This window comes from Halococcus morrhuae DSM 1307 (genome assembly GCF_000336695.1).
Classification (GTDB): Archaea; Halobacteriota; Halobacteria; order Halobacteriales; family Halococcaceae; genus Halococcus; species Halococcus morrhuae.
In genome coordinates this window covers 41,545-56,513 of the sequence record NZ_AOMC01000107.1, presented here as the reverse complement: position 1 = coordinate 56,513, position 14,969 = coordinate 41,545, and the positions used below count along the sequence as shown (strand labels likewise).

Genomic DNA, 14,969 nt, shown 5'->3' with positions numbered 1-14,969 from the left:
GGTCGCTAGTGATGAGTGAACTCCCGGGCCTGTTCGCCCCCGAGCGCGTCGCCGTCGTCGGTGCAACCGAGCGCGACGGATCGGTCGGGCGGGCGGTCACGGCCAACCTCCTCGAATTCGACGGTGACGTGGTTCCCGTCAACCCGGGCACGGAGACGGTGTTCGACCGTGCGTGCTATCCCGATCTCGGCTCGGTTCCCGACCCCGTCGATCTCGCCATCGTGGTCGTGCCGGCCGATATCGCCGTCGACGTCGTCCACGACGCCGGGGAGGCCGGTATCGAAAACGTCGTCGTGCTCACGGCCGGTTTCGGCGAAACCGGCAGCAAAGGGGCCACACGCGAGCGCGACCTCCAGGAGACGGCCAGCGAATACGGGCTGAATCTCGTCGGGCCGAACAGCGTCGGCGTGATGAGCACCGCAGTGAACATGAACGCGACGTTCGGTCCCGAGAGCGCTCAAGACGGCTCGATATCGTTCATGAGCCAGTCGGGCGCGTTCATCACCGCCGTGCTCGACTGGGCCAACGACCGCGACATCGGCTTTCGCGACGTGGTGTCGCTCGGCAACAAAGCCGTCCTCGACGAGCGCGATTTCGTCGCGGCGTGGGGCGAGAGCGACGACACGAGTGCCGTCATCGGCTATCTGGAGGACATCGCCGACGGCAGTGGATTCATCGAGACGGCCCGGGAGGTCACGCAGGAAACGCCGATCGTGGTGGTGAAATCCGGTCGGACGGAGGCTGGCGCGCAAGCGGCCTCCTCGCACACGGGGGCAATCGCCGGCAGCGAGCGCGCGTACGAGGCGGGTCTCGAACAGGCGGGCGTCATCCGTGCGGAGACGGTCGAGGAGCTGTTCGACGCCGCGACCATGCTCGACGGCCAGCCACTCCCCGAGAGCGATGGGGTTGCCGTCATCACGAACGCCGGCGGACCGGGGGTGCTGGCGACCGATGCGATCGGCGACTCACAGCTGGAGCTGGCCTCGTTCACCGACGACACGCTCGACTCGTTCACGGGGAGCCTCCCCGACGAAGCGAACATCTACAACCCGGTCGACGTCATCGGCGATGCAGCGGCCGAGCGCTTCAGCGACGCGCTCGACGTCGCGCTTGCCGATCCGAACGTCGGTGCGGCGCTCGTGCTCGCCTGTCCGACGGCGGTGCTCTCCTTCGAGGAGCTGGCCGAGATCACGACCGCGACACAGGCCGAGCACGGCCTCCCGGTGGCCGCCTGTCTGATGGGCGGCGAGTCGACACAGGAGGCCCAGTCGATCCTCAACGACGCGGGCATCCCGACGTATTTCGACCCGGCACGGGCGGTCACGGGTCTCGACTCGCTCGCCCGCTATCGAGAGATCTCGACCCGCGAGTACGAGGCCCCGACGACGTTCGACGTCGACGAGGCGGCTGCCCGGGAGATCATCGAACGAGCGGCCGAACGCCCCTCGAACGCGCTCGGCATCGAAGCGATGGAGCTGCTCGATGCCTACGGTATTCCGACGCCCGAAGGGGCCGTCGTCGACACGCCAAGCGATGCCGAACGCCGTGCCGCCGAGATCGACGGCGACGTCGTCATGAAGGTCGCCAGCCCGGAGATTCAGCACAAATCCGATATCGGTGGCGTCCGTGTCGGTGTTCCCGACGACGCGGTGGCAGACACCTACGAGGATCTCGTCGCTCGCGCGAAGAACTACCAGCCGAACGCGACCGTGCTCGGTATCCAGCTCCAGGAACAGGTCGACCTCGACGCCGGAACCGAGACCATCGTCGGGGTGAACCGCGACCCGCAGTTCGGCCCCCTGCTGTTGTTCGGTCTCGGCGGCATCTTCGTCGAAACGCTCGAAGACGTCGCCGTCAGGGTCGCCCCCGTGAGCGAACCGATGGCGGCGGCCATGATCGACGAGATCGATGCTGCACCGTTGCTTCGCGGCGCTCGGGGCCGTGATCCCGTCGACGAGGCGGCGCTCGTCGAGACCATCCAGCGCATCTCGCAGTTAGTGACCGATTTCCCCTCTCTCCTTGAACTCGATATCAACCCACTCGTCGCCACGCCGGACGGCGTCGTGGCGGTGGATCTCGCGGCGACGATCGACCCGGAGGAACTCGACCGATGAACCCGATACTATTCACCACGACCGACGAAAGCACCGGCAAGACGGCCATCGCACTCGCGATCGCACGGATCGCCGACGAGCGCGACGTGGACGCCGGCTACATGAAACCGAAGGGGACGCGTCTCCAGAGCAACGTCGGCAAGACGCTCGACAAGGACCCGCTGCTCGCGGGCGAACTGCTCGATCTCGATGCCGAGGTACACGACCTGGAGCCGGTGGTCTACTCACAGACGCTCGTCGAGACGGCACTGCGTGGCCAGGCTGATCCGGCGGAGTTGCGCGAGCGCGTCACCGAGAGCTACCGCGAACTCGCCGCCGATCGTGAGCTGATCGTGGTCGAGGGCGGCACCCGACTCTCGACGGGCGGGATCATCGATCTCACCGATCGGGACGTCGCGGAGTTGCTCGACGCACGGGTGGTTCTCATCGCCCACTACGACGAGCCCGGCGACATCGACGACGTGCTCGCGGCGACCCGGCAGCTCGACGAGGTGGATGGCGTACTGTTCAACGGCGTGTCGGACGACAACTACGACGAACTGACGACCGACGCCATCCCCTTCCTCGAAGACCGTGGGATACCGGTTCTCGGGGTGGTGCCCCACCAGCGCGAACTCGCGGGCATCACCGTGGCGGATCTCGCCGACGAGCTCGGCGCACAGGTGCTCACCGACGAGATCCCTCTCGATGGACTCATCGAGCGGGTTTCCGTCGGTGCGATGGGATCAGAAGCCGCGCTCGGACAGTTCCGTCGCACGCGCTCGGCCGCGATGATCACTGGCGGCGATCGATCCGAGGTCCAGACCGCAGCGCTGCAGGCGTCCGGTATCACCTGCCTACTTCTCACTGGTGGCCACAGTCCACCACAGGCGGTTCTGGGTCGTGCTGAGAAGGCCGACGTACCGGTGCTCCGCGTCCCCTCCGACACGATTACGGCCGTCGACCGCGCCGAGGACGCCATCGCTGCCGGCCCTGCACGGAGCGCCGACACCATCGAGCGGATGCAGTCGCTACTCGTCGATCGGCTCGATATCGACAGACTCCTCGATCAGGATTGACACAGTAGCATTCAGCCGAGCAGGGAGACACAGCCAGCGGTGACGATACGGGCCACAGCAACCACGTCGTCGGTGTGAACGAACTCGCCAGCGCCATGGATGTTCTCGCCGTCAGGACCGACGATAACGGTCGGCAGGTCGGCACGGTGGCCGAAGTAGTTGAAGTCACCGACGCTCGAAAAGTAGCCGATGGCTGGGTCGTCGTCGGTGACCGTTTCGACACCACTCGATAGTGCGTTCACGAGCGGGTCGTCGGCATCGGTGACGTAGGGGCCGTAGCGAACGTCCGGGGCGGGCGCGTCCCGAAAGTCGATCTGTACGTCGGAGTCGAGATCGAGATCCGCGACGACGCGTTCTGCATCCGCTCGGACGACGTCTTCGGTTTCACCGATAACGACGTGGCGGTCGGCAAGCAGACGGCACGATTCCGGTACGGAAAGCGTCTCACCGCCACCTTCGATTTCGATCGGACAGACGGAGCCGTCGCCGAGTTTCTCGTGTGTGCCGACGTCCATCGCCGCGAGCGCATCGGCCAACCGTCCCGCATCGACCACGGCGTTCGTCCCCTTCTGTGGCTGTGAGCCGTGTGCGGCCTCGCCAGTCACGGTGATATCGTAGAGGAACCGTCCGCGCGCACCGAGCAGCAGGGCGGGGTTCTCGATGGTCGTTTGAGCGAGAATCGGGCCGGGTTCGGTGACGATAGCGGCGTCACACTCGTCGGTGATCTCGTCACGAACGAGTTGGTTTGCGCCCAATCCGTAGGGACCCTCCTCGTCGACGACCGCACTGAAGAGGAGATCGCCCGCGAGATCCACATCGGTCGCGGCGAGTACATCGAACGCGACCATGATGCCCGCGAGACCACCCTTCATGTCACAGGCCCCCTGACCGTAGAGTTTGCCGTCCTCGATCCGTCCCGAGAGCGGGTCCTCGTCCCACGCCTCGACGATCTCGACGGTGTCCATGTGGGCGTTCAACAGCAGCGTCGGCGCGTCGGGGTCCGTCCCCGCCAGTCGAGCGAGGACGTTGTTGCCCTCGAAGCCCGTGATATCGGGTTCGCTCACTGGATGGTACTCTGGATCGTGCCCTCGTGAATCGAGCCAGTCGTAGACGAACTCGGTGATTGCTTCCTCCTCGAAGTACGGACTGCGGATGCGAACGAGCTCCTGAAGGAGCTCGATGGTTTCGTCGCGATCGATCCGTCCTACGAGCGTGCCTGGGTCGGTCGTTGCAGTGTCGAGCGTGTCGGCGGGATCGTCAGTCATCGGCGGTGGTCTCCTGAATATCGGGATCGTATTCGGCGGAGGGTACGCCCGGCAGCGTGTCGAGGATCGATTCGACATCGGTGCCGGCCTGCTGGCCACGATACCAGTAGATGCCGAACACGACGAGCCCGATAATCACCCACGGGACGTAGACCGTGAGGGTGCCCTGGTAGGCCTGGGTGAGCAATACGAATGCGCCGATCGCACCGACGAGACCCGAAACGAGGAGACCGCTACGAGGGTTGAAATCCGCCTGTTCGACGATATCGGGCCGGGCGTACTGGGCATACAGCAACGATACCGAGACCGCGAAGTACGCGATGAGGTAGCTGAAGGTGGCGATCACGATCACCTGATTGAGTCCCGAGGCGTAGAACGTCAGTGCCGAGGAGACCACATACAGCGTGAGCAACGACCAGTGGGGCGAGCCGAACCGTTCGTTCACCATCGAGAACCGCTGTGGGAAGATCTCGTCCCACGACCACGAATATGGCATCTTGATGGCCGCCGCCATCACGGCGTTCACGCTCGATGCGGTGGCGAGCAGGCCGCCGAAGGCGACGATGGCGGTCGCGTCCGTCCCGAGGAACGTCTCGGCGGCGGTGGCGAGCGGGCGCGCCGAGTTGGCGAGGACAGTATAATCGCCGACCACGCCGTAGATCACCGCTGCGGTCCACATATACAGCAGGGTGAGGATGATCGTCCCGCCGATCATCGCCAACGGGAGGTTCCGACCGGGGTTTTTCACCTCAGCACCCATCTGGCCCGCGACGGCGATCCCGATGTAGGCGTAGAACAGCGGCGCGGCAGCGGCGAGGAAGCCGCTCGATCCCCCGGTGAAAAACGGCCGGTAGTTCGCAGTATCGATGGAGAGTGATCCGGGGAGGACGAGCACGAGGATCGCGAGAACGAGCACTCCGAGAATGGCGCTCTGGGCGATGCTGTACCCGCGCGTTCCGACGAGATTGACCAAAAAGAGGACGGTGAGAACCCCGAACCCGGCGAGGGCGATCCCGGTCCGACCCGCGATGAGATCGGGAAAGAACACCTGAAGATAGCTTCCGAAGCCGATGGCGAGGCTCGCGTCGGCGGCCATATAGCCGAGCCATTTCGACCACGTGACGACGAATCCGGGCAGGCGGCTGTTGAACGTGCGCGAGACGTACGAGTACGATCCCGCCGCAGCGGGAAAGATCGTCGACATCCAGCTGTAGTTGATGGCGATAGCGGTTGCGATCACGCCCGCGAGCAACACCACGAGGATCACGCTCGGCCCGGTCGTGGAACTTGCGGTCCCGAGCGTGACGAACAGCCCCGCCCCGAGCGTCCCGCCGATGACGGTGCTCATCGCTCCATACGGTCCGATATCGCGTGCGAGACTACGGTCGTCTTTCTCGCTCGATTGTGCCATATGTTATCATACTATAGTGGGCCAATAAGCCACCTCCCTAGCATGAACGGGTTATCCACACAGCGAAATTTCATCATTCCGAACGAAGTCACTGGTGTCCGAAGAGTTTGGCCTCGGCTTTCCGGAGATGTTCGAGAAGAGTAGCCTTCGCAACGTCGAGTTCCTCGGCCAGCTCGGTGGCGCTCACTTCTCGGGGCCACGCGTAGTAGTTCCGACGACGGGCAAGATCGAAGACCTCTCGTTGGCGTCCTGAGAGGTCGTCGGTCGGGAGCACGCCGGGTCCGCCGCGAGGGACCACGATGTCCTCGATCCGAATCTCGGCGTCGTTCTCCGCGCGGACGGCATCGAGACGCTCGCCGAGTGTCGCGCGGTCGGTCTGAACGATGACCGTCCAATACTCCCTCCCGCCGTGCATTCTCACCGGTTCGTCGGGGATGAAGCCGCGTGAGACGAGCGCATCGTTGATCGAGTTCTCGATCGCATAGCGGACGACGATCGCACGGGACGCGCTTCCGGGAACCGTCTCACTCGTGGCGTGAAGATGGTCGGTTTCCCAAACCGAGTCGGTGAGCGGCGAGTTCTGGATGGCGGCGACGAGCCGTTCGACCGCATCGGTCGTCTCGCCATAAACGGTAAATCGGCCAGTGGCGGCCCCGTCGATGGGATAGACACCGTGGCCGAGCAGGCCGCCGTCAGCGTCTTCGGTCACCGTGAGAGTCCAGCAGTCGGGGTGCCAGATGTCGAGGGTGACACGCAAGCCCACTGCGGACTGCGACGGCGGGACCATCGGGAGTGATAGGCCCAACGGAGTCAAAAACCGTTCGCCCGGTCGATCTCGTCACTGATCCGTTACGACGTGTCGAGACGAGCGCAGCGATCCCGCCGAAACGACTCAGGCGAACTGCTCGTCGTAGAGATCCTGGGCGTGTTCGATGGCGTCGTAGGCGGCCTGTCGATCCTCCCAGCCCTGCGTCTCGACTTCCTTGCCGGCTTCGAGGTTCTTGTAGGTCTCGAAGAACTCGTCGATCTCGTCGAGTTCCTGCTGGGGGATGTCGCCGAGGTCTTCGATATGGTCGAATCGGGGGTCCTCGGCCGGGACGGCGATCACCTTGTCGTCCTGCTCGCCGTCGTCGTCCATGCGCATCAGCGCGACGGGGCGGGCCTCGATGATGCAGCCGGGGAAGGTCGCGTCCTCGACGAGCACCATCACGTCGAAGGGGTCCTCGTCGTCGTAGTACGACTGCGGGATGAAGCCGTAGTCGTTGGGGTAGTGGACGTTCGAGTGGAGCACGCGATCGAGAACGACGCCGGGCACGTCCTTGTCGTACTCGTATTTGTTGCGCTCGCCCTTGAGACACTCGACGACGGCGTGGATCGTCTCGGGTGCGTTCGGGCCGGTTTCGAGGTCTTCCCAGAGGTTCGTCATCACCCCTTCGTCCGACGAGGCGACGAAAAAGCGTTTTCTATCGTGCCGCCCGCGCCGACCGACGGTTTGATGGTGATATTAACAAGTGGTACCACCTGTTTATTCCAGTCGCGTCCCCTATTTCGGACAACGTCCGTTATGGTTGCGAAGGATTAAATATGTGGGTGACATCTTCCTGCTGATGCCAGAGGCACAAGCGGTCCAGGACAGTGGTATCGCCCGCGATCTTACGGCGTTCCAACAGAACATCCTCGCCATCCTGTCGGACGAGCCGATGTACGGCCTTGCGATCAAACGCCAGCTCGAATCGTACTACGACTCGGAGGTCAACCACGGCCGACTCTACCCGAACCTCGACGATCTCGTAGAGATGGATCTGGTCGAGAAATCCGAACGGGACAAGCGTACCAACGACTACGCGCTCACCGACGACGGCTACGAGGCGGTCGTCGACCAGCTCGATTGGACACTCGACAAGTTCGTCACCGACGAGGAACGCGCCGAGACCGTCCGCGAGCTCATCGACAACTAACCACCGCTCGCGCGGTTTTATCCGTAACGCAGGACGCCAAGACCCCTTCCTCAGCGAGCGCCGCAGGCGCGAGCAGGGAGGGGATACGGCGTCCGTCATCATCTGATCTTTCGTCCGAAGCAGAACCCTTACTAATCGCAAGACATAAAGCCGATTCACCGTGCGCCGTACCCACAAATATCGTCTCAAGCCGCCCGACGCTCTCCGCAAGGAGTTGGACCGGCACCGCGATATTTGCAGGCAAGCGTACAACCACTTCCTCCACCGATTGAACCGCGTTGAGGGGACATCCCGATATGACGAACTCGGCGTCCTCACCGATCTCAAGGAGTGGTGGGATGCCCTCGGCGACGTGTATTCGCGCACGCTTCAGAACGTCGTTGAGAGGTTGTACGACAACCTCGAAACGCTTCACCGACTCAAAGAGGAGGGCCACCGCGTCGGCCACCTCCGGTGGAAGTCACCGCGAGAGTATCGGTCATTCACCTACCGACAGTCCGGCTTCAAGCTCCACGAAACGGGCGGTCGAACTGTCTTATCGCTCTCAAAAATTGGTGACGTGCCGATTACCCTCCACCGCGAGATACCCGACGATGCCGCACTAAAGCAAGTCACGGTGAAACGCGAACCCACGGGCGAATGGTTCGCGTCTATCAGTATCGAAACCGGCGACGACCCGCCCGCAAAACCCGACGATCCCGAGAAGTGTGTCGGCATCGACGTGGGCATCCTGAAATTCGCCCACGATACCGACGGGTTCGCACTCGGATCGCTTGACCTCTCGGACGAACGCAACCGTCTCGACCGCGAGCATCGAAAGCTCTCCCGCAAAGAGCACGGGTCGAACAACTGGGAACAGCAGCGGAAGGTCGTCGCCAAACGTCACGCCGACCTGAAACGGAAGCGTCGGGACTTTCTCCACCGCGTCTCGGCGTACTACGCACGAGAGTACGACCTCGTGGCTGTCGAAGACCTGAACATCAGCGGGATGCTTGAATCCCCGTCGAATAGCCGCAACACCGCGTCCGCCGCATGGGGTGAGTTTCGCCGGATGCTCGAATACAAGTGCGAGCGCGAAGGGACACACTTTGCAGCTGTTCGCCCCGGTGGAACCACCAAAGAGTGTTCCCGGTGCGGCGTCGAGACCGACAAACCGCTATGGGTGCGTGAGCACTCGTGTCCGGCGTGCGGTTTTCAGGCCGACCGAGACGCAAACGCGGCCCGTAACATCCTTTCTCGCGGCTTCGATGATGTAGGGGTGGTTCACCCCGAACGAACGCCCTCGGAGACTGCGACCGCTGTGGGAACCACGGTTTCGCCGGTTCCTGCACGTCGCGTCATGGAACAGGGAAGCCCCGCCCTCAACGAGTGCCCGCAGGGCGCGAGTAGGGCGGGGTAGTTCACCCGTTCGAATCGTCGATAGCGTCGGCTTCCGCCATGGCGAGCGACAGCGATTCCTCGACGGCCGCGCGCTGCTCGTCGGTCGGCCACGCGTTCCGGACGAAGTATTCGGTACGGAACTCCCGACGCTCGGTTTCGGTCGCCGACTCGACTGGGCGCGCGTAGTGGTTGCTCATGAAATCGGCGAAGGCCCGCGCGTTCGCACCGTGGATCGTGCCGTGTGCGGCGACGGCCTCGACGACCGCGTCGTTGTGTGCCGCAACCTGCTCCCAGTCGTCGGGATCGCCGGCCCCCGACAGCGAGCGCTCGACGGCCCGATCGGTGTCCTCGATGCGCTCGGGCCGGATCTTACCGTCGGCGAGCCACTCGTCGGGATGACAGACGAGTGTATCGTCGGTCTTGCGGACGCGCACCTGGAAGCCGTGCTCGGCGAGCAGTTCGCGGCGGCGCTTGCGGTAGGCCTCGCGTTCGTCTTCGTCGGTGACGGTGCGTGCCAGCCGCGTGAGTCGTTCGGCCTCGTCGACGACCGCTTCTGGAAGCTCACTCATCGAAGGCCTCGTTTGCGCGGGCGTCGGCCCGCTCGTTCGCCTCGCGCGGGACGTGCTCGATCGACCAGTCGTCGAACCGTTCGAGCAGCTCGCGCACCCGCACCCGGCGCTCGCGCAGCGCGGGATCGTTGGTCTGCCATGCACCCTTGACCTGCTCGACGACGAGCTGTGAGTCACCACGGAGTTCGACAGTGTCGAACCCGTAGTCGGCGGCGCGTTCGAGCACCCGGGTGAGCGCGTCGTACTCGGCGCGGTTGTTGGTCGTCTCACCGACGCGCTCGCCACCTTCGGCGACGATGCCACTGCTGTCGACGATCACCCAGCCGATGGCCGCCGGGCCGGGGTTGCCACGCGACGCGCCGTCGAAATAGCAGTGTGCGCGCCCGCCGTCCCCCCGGAGCAACCCTTCGAGACGGGCCGGTGTTGCGCCCTGTATCACGACCTTTCCGTCGTAGGCGACGGCAGTCGCCTCCTCACCGACGGCTCGCCAGCGTTCGTGATCGGTGTTGCCCGGTTCGATCGCGACCCCGGCGGATTCGAGACGCTCGCGGGCCTGATCGACGTCACACTCGATGACCGGCATTGCCGACACTCGCCGTAGCGGTCGCATAGCGGTTGCGATACGAGGTCATCGGGAGCACTATCGGACGAGCGGTGGCGATCCGATGGGTCGAATATCAACCGTTCGCCCCCAAGAGTTTATACGTTCTGAGGATACTACTATAAAAGTGCAATGACACGGTCCACTCGTCAGCGGGAGCGTCAGGCCGAACCGGAGCAGGTGGACGACGAAAACGAGGGGGTACGCCGCTGTCCGGAGTGTGATTCGGACAATCTCGCCAAGAGCACCGACCGTGGCGAGCTGGTCTGTGAGGACTGCGGGCTGGTCGTCGAGGAGGAGAACATCGATCCCGGCCCGGAATGGCGAGCGTTCAACCACGCCGAACGCCAGCAGAAATCCCGTGTGGGTGCGCCGACCACCCAGACGATGCACGACAAGGGGCTCACGACCACGATCGACTGGAAGGACAAGGACGCATATGGGAGATCGATCTCCTCGAAGAAGCGCTCGCAGATGCACCGGCTGCGCAAATGGCAAGAGCGCATTCGGACGAAGGACGCCGGCGAGCGCAACCTCCAGTTCGCGCTCTCGGAGATCGACCGGATGGCCTCTGCATTGGGTGTTCCACGGTCGGTACGCGAGGTCGCCTCGGTCATCTACCGGCGCTCGCTCGCCGACGACCTCATCCGCGGGCGCTCGATCGAGGGCGTCGCCACCTCGGCGCTGTATGCGGCCTGTCGGAAGGAGGGCATCCCCCGAAGCCTGGAGGAAATTTCGGAAGTGTCGCGCGTCGAACGCAAGGAGATCGGGCGGACGTATCGGTACGTGTCCCAGGAACTCGCCCTCGAAATGCGCCCTGTCGACCCCAAAAAATACGTTCCCCGCTTCTGTTCGGAGCTCACCCTTTCCGAAGAGGTTCAGGCGAAGGCCAACGACATCATCGAGACGACCGCCGAGGAAGGTCTGCTCTCGGGAAAGTCACCCACCGGCTACGCCGCCGCGGCGATCTACGCCGCTTCCCTTCTCTGCAACGAGAAGAAGACCCAACGCGAGGTCGCCGACGTCGCCCAGGTCACCGAAGTGACGATCCGCAACCGGTATCAAGAGCAGATCGAGGCGATGGGCATTCACAGCTAGGACCGAACCACCTACTTGCACGCGGCGAATCGTGAACACATGGATAAAGCGACGTTGCGGGCGATGCTAACGGGCTTCGGTGGTGGTATGATCGGTGCGCTCATCAGTGGACTCTTCATTTTTTGGCTCGGATTTTACGACAGTCAACCCATCTGGGTCACTGCCGTCACGCTCGTCGGTGCCGCAGTCGGGAGCGCCATTGGATTCGGGCTGACCGGGAATTCGAAGGCAACGTGACGAAGGGGTCGTCTTCGTCCATCCGAGGGTTGATGCGTCCGAGAGCCCTCGATTCACTCGATGCGGCTCGACGAATACTTCGAGGAGATCGAGCGCGACGAGCGCGCCGAGCGCCGGCAGTTGGCGGCCGAGAAATCCTACGCCATCACCGACTACCTCGATGACGTCGAGACGAACTTCGAGCAGCGGGTCTCCGACGACGCGCTGCTCGGCAGCACCTCACCCACCATCTTCGTCGGTCGCTCCTCGTACCCGAACGTTTCGACGGGCATGCTCTCGCCCGTCGGTCACGAGGAACGCGCCGCCGACTTCGAGACGGGTGGCCACTGGTACGATCGGGACTTCTCGATCGAGGACGTCTTCCAGCACCGCACGGGGCTCGTGAACACCGCGAAAACGACCAGCGTGACGAACGTCGCCGACGCCTGGAACGGCTTTCTGGGAACGCAGCGCGAGGTCGCCATCGCCGACAGACCCGTCGACGTCGAGATCGGGCTCGACAGCTCGCTCGACGTGGATTTCTCCGTGTCGGCCGGGGACGTCACCTCGCCGACCGGGCCGCGTGCACGGGCCGAGAGCGCGACGCTGACAGAGAACCCACACGTCCCGCGCCCGGTCAAGAAGACTCTCGAAGACGACGACTGGCACGCCGAGGGTGCGATGAACTACCTCTACAATCGTGGCTTCGACGTCTACGACATCAACACGATCCTCTCGGCCGGCGCGCTCGGCGAAGGTGAGAACCGCCGGCTCGTCCCCACGCGCTGGTCGATCACCGCCGTCGACGACACCGTTGGACAGTTCCTCCGCGGGCAGATCCGCAACGCGACGGCGGTTGACAAACCCGAGCTGTTCTACAACGAGTATCTCGGCAACCGCTTCTGGATCCTGCTCGCGCCGGGAAACTGGGAGTTCGAGCTGGTGGAGTGCAAGGCTCCCGGCAGCGTCTGGAACCCCGCCCCCGAGCGAGGGATGATACTCGCCGCCGACCGCGAGGGCCACGAGGGCCGGACGTCCTACGTCGACGAGACCGCCGGCGCGTACTACGCCGCCCGACTGGGCGTGCTCGAACAGCTCGTCGAGCGTGGCCGACAGGCGTCGGTGCTCGTCGTGCGCCACGTAACGCCCGACTACTGGGGACCCACAGGTGTGTGGCAGGTCCGCGAGTCGGTACGAAACGCCTTCGACGGCGAGTCGGGCACGGCCGAGTCGTTCGGGGATGCCCTCCGCCAGCTCGAACCCCAACTGCCGATCTCGCTTGCACGCCTCCGCCGAAAGTCATCGCTCGCGGCGGGTGTCCAGTCCAGTCTGTCGGCGTTCGGCAACTGAAAGGCGGAATCCTTTCGCCCCCGGCCACTCGAAACGACGTATGAGTGCCACAGGCGAGCAGACCGGTCGCGTGCGCGCCCTCGTCGTCGCGCTCGCCGTTGGGGGTCTCGGTATCGGGGTTGCGTCCGTTCTCGGCAGGGCGATCGTGCGCTCGCTCGCGTTCCTCGATATCGAACTCAGTGCACTGGCGCTGCTGGTCATCTCCCTGGTAACCGGGCAGGGGATCGCCTTCGGCAGTGCTGCCCTGCTGTATCTTCGATTCAGAGGTCTCGGACGGACGTATCTCGGTATCGACGTTCCGTCGCTTCGAGACGTCGTTACGGCGCTGAGCGGCTACGCGCTGGCGCTCATCGCGCAGTTCGTCGGATCGATACTGCTCACGGTCGTGGGGGTCCAGCCGGCGGAAAATCAGGTCGGGCAGATCGCCGCCCAGAACCCCGAGCTGCTGCTCCTGTTGATTCCCGCCTCGTTCGTCATCATCGGTCCCGGCGAGGAACTGCTCTTCCGTGGCATCGTCCAGGGGCGACTCCGGGAATCGTTCGGCCCCGTCCCCGGTGTGATGCTCGCGAGCGCCGTCTTCGCCGCGATCCACTTTCAGTCCCTGACCGGCGGCGTCGGCGGGCGACTGGCGACCATCACGGTGCTCTTTCTGCCGAGCCTGGTCTTCGGCGCGGCCTACGAGTTCTCCGACAACCTCGTCGTACCGGCGTTCATCCACGGCGCGTACAACGCGACGCTGTTCACGCTGCTCTATTTCGTTCTCCAAGCGGACCTCCCGGTCAACGTACTCTTCTGATCGATCTCACACCGGTACCGGGAGCCATCGCAGCCAGCCCGCAACCCGTTCGGGCGCGAGCAGCGGCGGATGGAGCACGAGCCAATCGAGCAGCGTCAGCCCGAACCCGTGGGCGACGACCGAAGGGAGGATCGACCGGCTCTGATAATCGACTGCGCCGAAGAGCACGTCGGTGGGCCCCGACAACAGTAGTTCGATCGGCGGCTTGCTCGCGTGCTGGAGCGCATACACGACGGGACTGATGAACACGCTCTTGAACCCGATCTCGCGCACGCCGACACAGAGCAATCCGCGAAAGTACGTCTCGGCGGCGAGCACGACGACGAACTGCCCGACGGCATGGGGAACGAACGACGACACGGTCGGCGCGACGCTCCACATCGGGTAGTACGCCCGCACCGTCGGCAACGACGAGCCGACCAGATAGAACGGCAACACAAAGAGCGCGAGCAAAAGGGTGTTCCGCAGCGCGCGCCGATCGACACGCCAGCCGAGCCGTCGGCCGTATAGCCGCGCGAGCGCCGCCGGCCCGACGAGATAGAGCAGCCCGTCACGGACGACCCGCGCCCACAGCGCCGTGCTCGTGCTGCGTTCGAGCGCCATCCACGCGATCGCGAGCACCGCACCCCACAGCAATGCGAGCGCGACCCACCGCCGCCCCGACGAGCGATCCACCCTACTCCTCGGTCTGAACGGGCCCCGCCCCGACGACCTCGCGCACGCTCTCCTCGAACTCCTGACGGCGCTCGAAGTACGGCTCGTCGACCTCCACGAGCACGTCGCTCAGGCTGGTCGGCCCATCCGGCGTCCGGATCTCGATATCACCCACGCGCTGTTCGACCGTCGAATGCTCCATCCCCCACGTCAGCCGCGAGGCGACGCGCGCCAGCGGCACGCCCTCGACGGACGGCCCCTCGCCCAGCTCGACGACCGGTCCCTCATCCGCTTCCTCGTCGGCTTCGTCATCGGCCATACGAACACCGCGTGACGGCCCGCTTTGTGTTTTACGAACCACTTTTTTACTCGTCGGGTTCGCGCAGAGCGCGAACCACTCCTCGCAAAAACCTGGACTAAAAAGAACCGCTCACTCACTCGCTCCGCTCGTTCGCTCACGGCGAACCACGCTCGCTACGCTCGCGTGGACTCTCCACCA

The 14,969-nt window shown here is 64.3% G+C and carries 16 protein-coding genes; 8 read left to right on the top strand and 8 right to left on the bottom strand.

Annotation, left to right across the window (positions count from 1 at the left end; all coding sequences use genetic code 11):
- Positions 1 to 11 precede the first annotated feature (11 nt).
- Both C448_RS08335 and C448_RS08330 read left to right on the top strand, forming a co-directional pair.
- Entirely contained in the window at positions 12 to 2,114 is a 2,103-nt protein-coding gene (locus C448_RS08335; protein WP_004053805.1) for an acetate--CoA ligase family protein, read from the top strand.
- Positions 2,111 to 3,172 (top strand): phosphotransacetylase family protein, encoded by a 1,062-nt coding sequence (locus tag C448_RS08330; protein WP_004053803.1) that lies wholly within the window; start codon positions 2,111 to 2,113, stop codon positions 3,170 to 3,172. The genes C448_RS08335 and C448_RS08330 overlap by 4 nt, the downstream gene beginning before the upstream one ends.
- An 11-nt stretch (positions 3,173 to 3,183) precedes the next feature.
- Here C448_RS08330 and C448_RS08325 read toward each other — a convergent pair whose 3' ends face one another.
- From C448_RS08325 to C448_RS08310, 4 genes are all read right to left on the bottom strand, one after another.
- Positions 3,184 to 4,437, bottom strand: a complete 1,254-nt coding sequence (locus C448_RS08325) for a M20 family metallopeptidase (protein ID WP_004053801.1) — start codon at positions 4,435 to 4,437, stop codon at positions 3,184 to 3,186.
- Positions 4,430 to 5,848, bottom strand: coding sequence for an APC family permease (locus C448_RS08320; RefSeq protein ID WP_004053799.1), 1,419 nt, complete (start codon positions 5,846 to 5,848; stop codon positions 4,430 to 4,432). Before C448_RS08320 ends, C448_RS08325 begins: the two co-directional genes overlap by 8 nt.
- An 88-nt stretch (positions 5,849 to 5,936) precedes the next feature.
- On the bottom strand, positions 5,937 to 6,635 hold the full coding sequence (locus tag C448_RS08315) for a helix-turn-helix domain-containing protein (RefSeq protein WP_004053798.1): 699 nt from the start codon (positions 6,633 to 6,635) through the stop codon (positions 5,937 to 5,939).
- 105 nt (positions 6,636 to 6,740) lie between these two features.
- Positions 6,741 to 7,274, bottom strand: coding sequence for an inorganic diphosphatase (locus tag C448_RS08310; protein ID WP_004053796.1), 534 nt, complete (start codon positions 7,272 to 7,274; stop codon positions 6,741 to 6,743).
- A 181-nt stretch (positions 7,275 to 7,455) separates the two neighbouring features.
- On the opposite strand from C448_RS08310, the gene C448_RS08305 reads away from it, so the two are divergent.
- Together C448_RS08305 and C448_RS08300 are read left to right on the top strand one after the other, a co-directional pair.
- Positions 7,456 to 7,806 (top strand): PadR family transcriptional regulator, encoded by a 351-nt coding sequence (locus C448_RS08305; RefSeq protein WP_004053794.1) that lies wholly within the window; start codon positions 7,456 to 7,458, stop codon positions 7,804 to 7,806.
- Positions 7,807 to 7,966: 160 nt separating this feature from the next.
- Positions 7,967 to 9,205 carry an RNA-guided endonuclease InsQ/TnpB family protein gene (locus C448_RS08300; protein ID WP_049916189.1) on the top strand — a complete coding sequence of 413 codons (1,239 nt, stop codon included), beginning with the start codon at positions 7,967 to 7,969 and terminating at the stop codon, positions 9,203 to 9,205.
- A gap of 1 nt (position 9,206) precedes the next feature.
- On the opposite strand, the gene C448_RS08295 is transcribed toward C448_RS08300, so the two are convergent.
- Together C448_RS08295 and rnhA are read right to left on the bottom strand one after the other, a co-directional pair.
- A complete protein-coding gene (locus tag C448_RS08295; RefSeq protein ID WP_004053790.1) occupies positions 9,207 to 9,755 on the bottom strand; it encodes a DUF7108 domain-containing protein in 549 nt (182 codons plus the stop codon).
- Positions 9,748 to 10,338, bottom strand: a complete 591-nt coding sequence (gene rnhA / locus C448_RS08290; protein WP_004053789.1) for a ribonuclease HI — start codon at positions 10,336 to 10,338, stop codon at positions 9,748 to 9,750. The genes C448_RS08295 and rnhA overlap by 8 nt, the downstream gene beginning before the upstream one ends.
- Before the next feature lie 150 nt (positions 10,339 to 10,488).
- On the opposite strand from rnhA, the gene C448_RS08285 reads away from it, so the two are divergent.
- The 4 genes from C448_RS08285 to C448_RS08270 are packed head-to-tail and all read left to right on the top strand — an operon-like array spanning position 10,489 to position 13,816.
- Positions 10,489 to 11,454, top strand: a complete 966-nt coding sequence (locus tag C448_RS08285) for a transcription initiation factor IIB (protein WP_049916188.1) — start codon at positions 10,489 to 10,491, stop codon at positions 11,452 to 11,454.
- 39 nt (positions 11,455 to 11,493) lie between these two features.
- Positions 11,494 to 11,691 (top strand): hypothetical protein, encoded by a 198-nt coding sequence (locus C448_RS08280; protein ID WP_004053787.1) that lies wholly within the window; start codon positions 11,494 to 11,496, stop codon positions 11,689 to 11,691.
- A 60-nt stretch (positions 11,692 to 11,751) separates the two neighbouring features.
- Positions 11,752 to 13,020, top strand: a complete 1,269-nt coding sequence (gene nreA, locus C448_RS08275) for a DNA repair protein NreA (RefSeq protein WP_004053785.1) — start codon at positions 11,752 to 11,754, stop codon at positions 13,018 to 13,020.
- Between the two features lie 40 nt (positions 13,021 to 13,060).
- Positions 13,061 to 13,816 (top strand): CPBP family intramembrane glutamic endopeptidase, encoded by a 756-nt coding sequence (locus C448_RS08270; RefSeq protein ID WP_004053783.1) that lies wholly within the window; start codon positions 13,061 to 13,063, stop codon positions 13,814 to 13,816.
- 6 nt (positions 13,817 to 13,822) lie between these two features.
- Here C448_RS08270 and C448_RS08265 read toward each other — a convergent pair whose 3' ends face one another.
- Positions 13,823 to 14,419 (bottom strand): CPBP family glutamic-type intramembrane protease, encoded by a 597-nt coding sequence (locus tag C448_RS08265; protein ID WP_394294946.1) that lies wholly within the window; start codon positions 14,417 to 14,419, stop codon positions 13,823 to 13,825.
- 73 nt (positions 14,420 to 14,492) lie between these two features.
- Positions 14,493 to 14,789 (bottom strand): DUF5789 family protein, encoded by a 297-nt coding sequence (locus tag C448_RS08260; RefSeq protein WP_004053780.1) that lies wholly within the window; start codon positions 14,787 to 14,789, stop codon positions 14,493 to 14,495.
- Positions 14,790 to 14,969 lie beyond the last annotated feature (180 nt).

Bases quoted from the DNA above. Each gene is read 5' to 3' on its own strand.
- C448_RS08335 (WP_004053805.1), top strand. From the start codon at position 12: ATGAGTGAACTCCCGGGCCTGTTCGCCCCCGAGCGCGTCGCCGTCGTC.
- C448_RS08330 (WP_004053803.1), top strand. From the start codon at position 2,111: ATGAACCCGATACTATTCACCACGACCGACGAAAGCACCGGCAAGACG.
- C448_RS08325 (WP_004053801.1), bottom strand. From the start codon at position 4,437: ATGACTGACGATCCCGCCGACACGCTCGACACTGCAACGACCGACCCA.
- C448_RS08320 (WP_004053799.1), bottom strand. From the start codon at position 5,848: ATGGCACAATCGAGCGAGAAAGACGACCGTAGTCTCGCACGCGATATC.
- C448_RS08315 (WP_004053798.1), bottom strand. From the start codon at position 6,635: ATGGTCCCGCCGTCGCAGTCCGCAGTGGGCTTGCGTGTCACCCTCGAC.
- C448_RS08310 (WP_004053796.1), bottom strand. From the start codon at position 7,274: ATGACGAACCTCTGGGAAGACCTCGAAACCGGCCCGAACGCACCCGAG.
- C448_RS08305 (WP_004053794.1), top strand. From the start codon at position 7,456: ATGCCAGAGGCACAAGCGGTCCAGGACAGTGGTATCGCCCGCGATCTT.
- C448_RS08295 (WP_004053790.1), bottom strand. From the start codon at position 9,755: ATGAGTGAGCTTCCAGAAGCGGTCGTCGACGAGGCCGAACGACTCACG.
- rnhA (WP_004053789.1), bottom strand. From the start codon at position 10,338: ATGCCGGTCATCGAGTGTGACGTCGATCAGGCCCGCGAGCGTCTCGAA.
- C448_RS08285 (WP_049916188.1), top strand. From the start codon at position 10,489: ATGACACGGTCCACTCGTCAGCGGGAGCGTCAGGCCGAACCGGAGCAG.
- C448_RS08280 (WP_004053787.1), top strand. From the start codon at position 11,494: ATGGATAAAGCGACGTTGCGGGCGATGCTAACGGGCTTCGGTGGTGGT.
- nreA (WP_004053785.1), top strand. From the start codon at position 11,752: ATGCGGCTCGACGAATACTTCGAGGAGATCGAGCGCGACGAGCGCGCC.
- C448_RS08270 (WP_004053783.1), top strand. From the start codon at position 13,061: ATGAGTGCCACAGGCGAGCAGACCGGTCGCGTGCGCGCCCTCGTCGTC.
- C448_RS08265 (WP_394294946.1), bottom strand. From the start codon at position 14,419: ATGGCGCTCGAACGCAGCACGAGCACGGCGCTGTGGGCGCGGGTCGTC.
- C448_RS08260 (WP_004053780.1), bottom strand. From the start codon at position 14,789: ATGGCCGATGACGAAGCCGACGAGGAAGCGGATGAGGGACCGGTCGTC.